The following is a 7,077-nucleotide window of genomic DNA, read 5'->3' as shown; positions in this document are numbered from 1 at the left end:
CTACCAGATAGTCATAGAGCAGGGCGCCGAGTCGGCGCAACAAGCCCGCCGAAGGGTAGTGGGGGACTGTGTGGGGGGGGGATGTGGGTTGGACTGGTTTACGTTTGGCCATCGTTCTTATTCCATTAATATGATGCGGGCATTCTATGTAACTGACCCCGCATCGGCAAGGCGTTGAATAAATGAGCAAACGAGAGTGCGCACGAGAAAAACACCTTGCATGGCATCGCGCCATTCGTATAATCCCTCGCAGTTGCCCGGGTGGCGAAATCGGTAGACGCAGCGGATTCAAAATCCGCCGATGAATAATCGTGTCGGTTCGAGTCCGACCCCGGGCACCATTAGATTCAGTGACAAAAGGCCATCAGCAATGATGGCCTTTTGTTTTTCTGCATCTTTTCTGCATGGTGCTCTCTTTTTTATCCCTTTTTCCAAGATCACTCTCATCGCTCCTATGCTGGCTTGCTTCTGCCGCATTCGGCTGTGTGTCCGTCACCGCTCTGCAATCTGTTCCGGCTTATGATCTGCTCTATTTCGGTGCGTGCTGGTTGCACTGCACAGCAGAAGTGCGCGCTTGCTCAGGTTGGCGCACCTTGTGATCCAATCTGGTGCATTGGTCAGCCTGCTTGATGTTAAGATATTGATTATAAGTAATTTATTTAGTTGGCTCACTTTATGCTTTAAAGCAATCATGTCGCCATGACGCTGCCCGATGAAGGAAGCATGACCAGGGCAGTGGCAAGTGTGTGCTGAGTGTGAGTTTGTGTGGATTGTCGGATTCGATGTTCATATCAGGAAATGGACCCGGACAGGTGCCGGGACGACAGGGAAGGAGATGGCTGTATGCTCAAGAGACTCATGATGACTGGCCTGTTGGCGCTTGCCGCCTTGCTGGCCGCCCCCAGTTGGGCTGAAGAGGTGGTGGCCGCATCGGCCGACGTCGTGCAAGCCGCGGCGCCAGTCGCTGCCGCTGTGACCATCAACAAGGGGGACAACAGCTGGATGCTGCTGTCTGCGGCACTGGTGATCCTGATGTCCATTCCGGGACTGGCCCTGTTCTATGGCGGCCTGGTGCGCAGCAAGAACATGCTGAGCGTGTTGATGCAGGTGTTCACCCTGTTCTCGCTCATCTGCGTGCTGTGGATCCTCTACGGTTATTCGCTGGCCTTCACCGAGGGCAACAGTGTCTACGGTTCCTTCGGCAAGGCGCTGCTCAAGGGGGTCACTCCTGACTCCATTGCGGCGACTTTCAGCAAGGGGGTCGGCATCAGCGAGTTCATCTACGTGGTGTTCCAGGGGGCCTTTGCGGCCATCACCTGCGGCCTGATAGTGGGCGCCTTCGCCGAGCGCATCAAGTTCGCCGCCGTGCTGCTGTTCTCGGTGATCTGGTTCACCTTCGCCTATATACCGCTGGCCCACATGGTGTGGTACTGGGCGGGTCCGGATGCCTACACCACGGCCGAGGCGGCGGCGACCGCGACGGCGACGGCCGGTTATCTGTTCCAGCATGGTGCACTGGATTTTGCGGGCGGCACAGTGGTGCACATCAATGCCGCCGTGGCGGGTCTGGTGGGGGCCTATCTGGTAGGCAAGCGTCTGGGTTACGGGCGTGATCCCATGACACCGCACAGTCTCACCATGACCATGATAGGGGCCTCCCTGCTCTGGTTCGGCTGGTTCGGTTTCAACGCCGGCTCCGCGCTGGAAGCCAACGGCATAGCCGCACTGGCTTTCATCAACACCTGGGTGGCACCGGCGGCGGCTGCGCTCTCCTGGACCTTGGCCGAGTGGGTGATGAAGGGCCGTCCTTCCCTGCTGGGTGCTGCCTCCGGCGCCGTCTCCGGTCTGGTGGTGATCACCCCGGCAGCCGGTTTCGTCGGGGTTGGCGGTGGCCTGGTGATGGGCCTCATCAGCGGCGTGGCCGGTTTGTGGGGGGTTCACGGTCTCAAGCGCCTGCTGGGAGCGGATGACAGCCTGGATGTGTTTGGCGTGCATGGGGTGTGCGGCATTCTCGGTGCCCTGCTGACCGGCGTCTTTGCCAGCCCGGATCTGGGCGGCACCGGAGTGTGGGACTACGTCACCAACCAGGTTGCGGAAGGCTACTCCATCCTGGCCCAGGTCAAGATCCAGGCCATCGGGGTCGGGGTCACCATCCTCTGGTCCGGGATTGTCTCGGTCGTGGCCTACAAGCTGGTGGATCTGCTCATCGGCCTGCGAGTGAAGGAAGATGCGGAGCGGGAAGGGCTGGATGTCACCACCCACGGTGAAAAAGCCTATAGCCTGTAACAGCGTCGGGTTACTTGCTGACAGGATCGCCGCCGGTTATGCCGGCGGCTTTTTTATGTCTGCAAAAGTGGAGTGCGCCTTGCCCCACCTTTTATGCCTGCAATTTGACAGGATCTCCGCTAAACTCTGCCACCCTTAATGGGCTTGCCCCATTTTCCCCATCATTTTCTACGCCTTTGGAGCCGCTCATGCCGTTAGTGGGACATCAACACCAGATCGAGATCCTGGAACTGACCGACAAAGGGGATGGCAAGGGACGCCTGTTCGATCGCCCCCTGTTTGTCGAGGGTCTGCTGCCCGGTGAGCAGGCGTTGGTGGAGCTGACCGAGGTCAAGCCAAACTATCTGCATGGCAAGGTAACCGAGCTGCTCCAGCCGTCTGCCGATCGGGTCGCCGATTTCTGCCCCAACACAGAGTGCGGTGGCTGCCAGGTGCGCCCGCTGGCCTACCCGGCCCAGCTCAAGCTCAAGCAGGCACTGGTGCAGAGCGCACTGGAACAGGTCGGGCTGGGTGACACCACAGTTAACCCCATCCTCGGCATGGAGAGCCCGTTCGCCTATCGCAACAAGGCGCAATATGCGGTGCGTGGCTGTGAGGCCGGTGCCGAGATTGGTTTTTATCGCAAGCACTCCCACGATCTCATCACCGCGGACGATTGTGCCGTGCAGGATCCGCTACACGTGGAACTGAACGCCCGGGTGCGCAACTGGATGCGCGAGCATGACATCGCCGCCTATGACGAAGTGAACCACTCCGGCTGCGTGCGCAACCTGATGACCCGCAAGGGCTTCAAGAGCGGCGAGCTGATGGTGGTGCTGGTGACCCTGGGTGAAACGCTGCCGTTCGAAGCCGAGCTGCTGGCGAGCTTGAGCGATCTGCCCATCACCACCTTGGTGCAGAACATCAACGATGAGCGCACCAACCGCATTCTGGGTGCGAGCAACCGGGTGCTGCTGGGTGAAGGGGTGATCCGCGACAAGATCCATGAACTCGCGTTCGAGATCTCGCCGCTCTCCTTCTTCCAGAACAACCCGACCCAGACCGATGTGCTCTACTCCAGCGCCCTTGAGTATGCCGAGCTGACCGGCAACGAGACGGTGTTCGACATCTATTGCGGTATCGGCACCATCTCCCTGTTCCTGGCTGGCAAGGCCGCCAAGGTAGTGGGGATAGAATCGGTGGAGAGCGCCATCAGCGATGCCCGTCGCAACGCTGCCCTCAACGGCATAGAGCACACCGAATTCCACGTGGGCAAGGCTGAGCAGCTGATGCCCGAGCTGCACTCCCAGGGCGTGACCGCCGACGTGGTAGTGCTGGATCCGCCCCGCAAGGGCTGTGATAAGGCGGTGCTGCAGACCCTGGTCGCCATGGCGCCGCGCCGTCTGGTCTATGTCTCCTGCAACCCGCAGACTCTGGCCCGCGATCTCGCTTGGCTGGTCAAGCAGGGCTTCGTGCTGGACGAGGTGCAGCCAGTCGACATGTTCCCGCACTCCATGCATGTGGAGGCGGTCGCCCGCCTGAGCCTGCCTGCAAAGGGCTGACAGGTACTCGCGCCGCAGCGATTGAATTAGCCAGATGGCTCTGTTAAAAACGACTCCAAATGGAGTCGTTTTTTATGCCTGCCATTCAGGTGCCGAGCCATGGCATCGGACTTGGACAGCGGGGTGGGAAATAGAAGGGGACGACAGGATGAGGTGCAGACCATGAAAGGTATCTTGTTACGCTGGTTGGCTCGCTACGATGGCTGGTGTCAGGAGTGGGGACTCACACCGGAGAACCGGCGCTGCTGCGCGCCGGTGCGTTATGACGAAGATGAGCAGGAGGAGCCTATGTCGGAGGGTGACGTCACGTCACTCAATCAAAATTGCGCGTCACGGCCCCGGTAACGCTGTTGTAGTCAAAGCTCAATCCATCCGGGTTGGCCGGGAAGCGGGCGATGGAGTCGCGCAGGGTATATCGGCAGTTGCTGTGAGGCTCGCCATCTTCATCTATATGGTTGCCGGGTTGCTCGCTGGACAGGTAGTCGGCTCCGGCCTGGATCTCGGGATCCTGATCGACCGAGGCGACGGTATAGCTGCTGTCCAGCAGCCCCTGAAACAGCAGGCGGCAATCTGACTGGTTACTGACCGAGATGTAGTCTCCCTGACCCGGAACATAGGGCTCATTGATCCCCTTGCGGCCCTGATCTTCGTCTGTGCCGGCGGGCCAGCCATAACGGTTGATGTCGAGGTTGCGTTGACCCATGCTGCCCAGATTGTAGAGTGCCTGATCCTGCGCCTTGACCACCCAGCCAGCATGGGCAAGCTGCACCGCGCTGGCGAAGCTGCCGGCGGTGGTAGCAACCGTGCTCTTGAGGGCATCATCCTTGATATTGATGAAGCGGGGCATTGCCGTTATGGCCAGAATCCCCAGCACTATGATGACCATCACCAGTTCTATCAGGGTAAAGCCATGATTTGAGCGTTTCATTATTGAGTAGACCCATCAAGTACGACAAACAGGTGAAAGCGACATGCAACTGATCGACACCCATTGCCATCTCGATTTTCCCGTCTTCGATCCAGACCGGGCGGCGCTGCTGGCCGAGTGCCGGCAGTTGGGGGTGGGCGAGTATATCATCCCCGCCGTGGGAGAGGAAAACTGGACTCGCGTGATGGCGCTGGCGGAGCAGTACCCGGGAATCACCTACGGGCTGGGCATTCACCCCTGGTATGTGGGCACCCAGACCCAGGGAACACTGACGCGATTGCAGGCGTTATTGGCTGCCCGACCCCGTGGCTTGGTGGCGGTCGGGGAGTGCGGGCTGGATCTGCGCAGCCAGGTGCCGCAGGAGGGACAGCTTGCCTGGTTCGAGGCGCAGATCAGGCTGGCCATGGAGCATGAGTTGCCACTGATAGTCCATTCGGTGCGGGCCAACGACACGGTTGCCAAAATCCTGCGCCGCTTCAAACCGGCAAAGGGGGGCGTCATCCACGCCTTCAGCGGTTCGTTGCAACAGGCGCGGGCGTTCTGGCAGCTTGGGTTTCGGCTGGGGATCGGTGGCGTCATCAGCTATGAGCGGGCCAACAAGACCCGTGAGGCGATCCGCGACATGCCGCTGGAGGCTCTGCTGCTGGAAACGGATGCGCCCGACATGCCGTTGCAGGGTCAGCAGGGCATTCCGAATACCCCCGCCAACTTGCCGAAGATTGCGCAACTCTTGGCCGAATTGCGGCAACAGCCCTTGAGTCATGTTGTCGCGGTGTTACATGAATCCACTTTTCACACTTTCCCGCTCGGATACTCTGAAATTAACACCTGATTAACTCTTGATAGCATCATGATAAAAAATGGGGCGAGTAAAAATCGTTTGCGGTCTAATTTGACGACCTCTAGCGTATTTCATGCTTATAAAATGTGACCAGCATTCTACTTTGTCGCACCGTAATTAGTATAATGCGCACCCTTGATTGATGGCTTTGAGATACAAGTTGTTAACAAGCTGGAAGGTGCTACTAAAGAGGAAGTGTTAATAATGAATTTGATTATGGGTCTGGTAGGGATGGCAACACTCATCCTTATCGCGGTGCTGTTCTCCAGTAATCGCAAAGCAATAAAAATTCGCACCGTAGCCGGTGCCTTTGCAATTCAAGCTGGACTGGGTGCATTCGTGCTGTACGTCCCGGTTGGCCGAGATATTCTGGTGGGTGTATCCGATGCCGTTTCCAGCGTCATCGGTTATGGTCAAAACGGTATCGAATTCCTGTTCGGTGGTCTGGTCAGCAACAAGATGTTTGAAGTGTTCGGCGGCGGCGGCTTTATCTTTGCCTTCCGTGTTCTGCCAGTCATCATCTTCTTCTCCTCCCTGATCGCGGTTCTCTATTATCTGGGCATCATGCAGTGGGTGATCAAGCTGCTGGGTGGTGGCCTGCAAAAAGTACTGGGTACGTCCCGTACCGAATCCCTCTCTGCCACGGCCAACATCTTCGTCGGTCAGACCGAAGCCCCGCTGGTGGTGCGTCCCTTCATCTCCAAGATGACTGACTCCGAGCTGTTCGCCGTCATGTGTGGTGGCTTGGCCTCTGTCGCCGGTTCCGTGTTGGCCGGTTATGCCTCCATGGGCGTCAAGATGGAATACCTGATCGCCGCCTCCTTTATGGCTGCCCCGGGTGGTCTGCTGTTCGCCAAGTTGCTGGTACCGGAAACCGAGACCCCCAACTATGACGAAAACAATGCCGATGGCGATCTGGAAGACAAGCCTGCCAACGTGATCGATGCCGCCGCCGCCGGTGCCTCCGCCGGTCTGCAACTGGCCCTGAACGTGGGTGCCATGCTGCTGGCTTTCATCGGCCTCATCGCCATGATCAACGGCATCTTCGCCGGTGTGGGTGGCTGGTTCGGTTATCCGCAGCTCTCCCTGGAACTGCTGCTGGGCTGGCTGTTCTCCCCGCTGGCCTTCCTGATCGGTGTACCCTGGAGCGAGGCCGTGGTTGCCGGTTCCTTCATCGGCCAGAAGCTGGTGGTGAACGAGTTCGTGGCTTACCTGAACTTCGCCCCTTATCTGAAGGATGAAGTGCTGATCAACGGCGTGGCCATGTCCGACCACACCAAGGCCATCATCTCCTTCGCCCTGTGCGGCTTTGCCAACCTGTCCTCCGTTGCCATCCTGCTGGGTGGTCTGGGCTCCATGGCACCGAACCGTCGCGGCACCATTGCCAAATTTGGTTTGAAGGCCGTACTGGCCGGCTCTCTGTCCAACCTGATGTCTGCCACTATCGCAGGCTTCTTCCTGGCACTGACAGCCATGTAATA

At 58.6% G+C, this 7,077-nt stretch carries 5 protein-coding genes, 1 tRNA gene and 1 pseudogene; 5 read left to right on the top strand and 2 right to left on the bottom strand.

Annotated features, from left to right (window positions below; translation table 11 throughout):
• Window positions 1-235, bottom strand: a pseudogene (locus BN1128_RS26105) (RDD family protein); the annotation flags it as partial.
• A 20-nt stretch (window positions 236-255) separates the two neighbouring features.
• On the opposite strand from BN1128_RS26105, the gene BN1128_RS00660 reads away from it, so the two are divergent.
• The 3 genes from BN1128_RS00660 to rlmD all read left to right on the top strand — a co-directional run bounded on the left by BN1128_RS00660 (window position 256) and on the right by rlmD (window position 3,827).
• Window positions 256-341: transfer RNA gene (locus tag BN1128_RS00660), tRNA-Leu, on the top strand.
• A gap of 502 nt (window positions 342-843) precedes the next feature.
• Window positions 844-2,286, top strand: coding sequence for an ammonium transporter (amt, locus tag BN1128_RS00655; RefSeq protein ID WP_042865655.1), 1,443 nt, complete (start codon window positions 844-846; stop codon window positions 2,284-2,286).
• Between the two features lie 188 nt (window positions 2,287-2,474).
• The gene (gene rlmD / locus BN1128_RS00650; protein WP_042865654.1) at window positions 2,475-3,827 is read left to right on the top strand and encodes a 23S rRNA (uracil(1939)-C(5))-methyltransferase RlmD; all 1,353 of its coding nucleotides are present in this window, start codon (window positions 2,475-2,477) and stop codon (window positions 3,825-3,827) included.
• A 313-nt stretch (window positions 3,828-4,140) separates the two neighbouring features.
• Here the strand turns inward: rlmD and tppF are convergent, their stop codons facing one another.
• Entirely contained in the window at window positions 4,141-4,758 is a 618-nt protein-coding gene (gene tppF, locus BN1128_RS00645) for a type IVa pilus pseudopilin TppF (RefSeq protein WP_082030304.1), read from the bottom strand.
• Window positions 4,759-4,798: 40 nt separating this feature from the next.
• On the opposite strand from tppF, the gene BN1128_RS00640 reads away from it, so the two are divergent.
• A complete protein-coding gene (locus tag BN1128_RS00640; protein WP_042865651.1) occupies window positions 4,799-5,587 on the top strand; it encodes a TatD family hydrolase in 789 nt (262 codons plus the stop codon).
• A gap of 213 nt (window positions 5,588-5,800) precedes the next feature.
• Entirely contained in the window at window positions 5,801-7,075 is a 1,275-nt protein-coding gene (locus tag BN1128_RS00635; RefSeq protein WP_042865650.1) for a NupC/NupG family nucleoside CNT transporter, read from the top strand.
• Window positions 7,076-7,077: the final 2 nt, after the last annotated feature.

It is taken from the genome of Aeromonas piscicola (genome assembly GCF_000820005.1).
GTDB lineage: Bacteria > Pseudomonadota > Gammaproteobacteria > Enterobacterales > Aeromonadaceae > Aeromonas > Aeromonas piscicola.
This window is presented reverse-complemented; position numbering and strand designations above follow the sequence as displayed.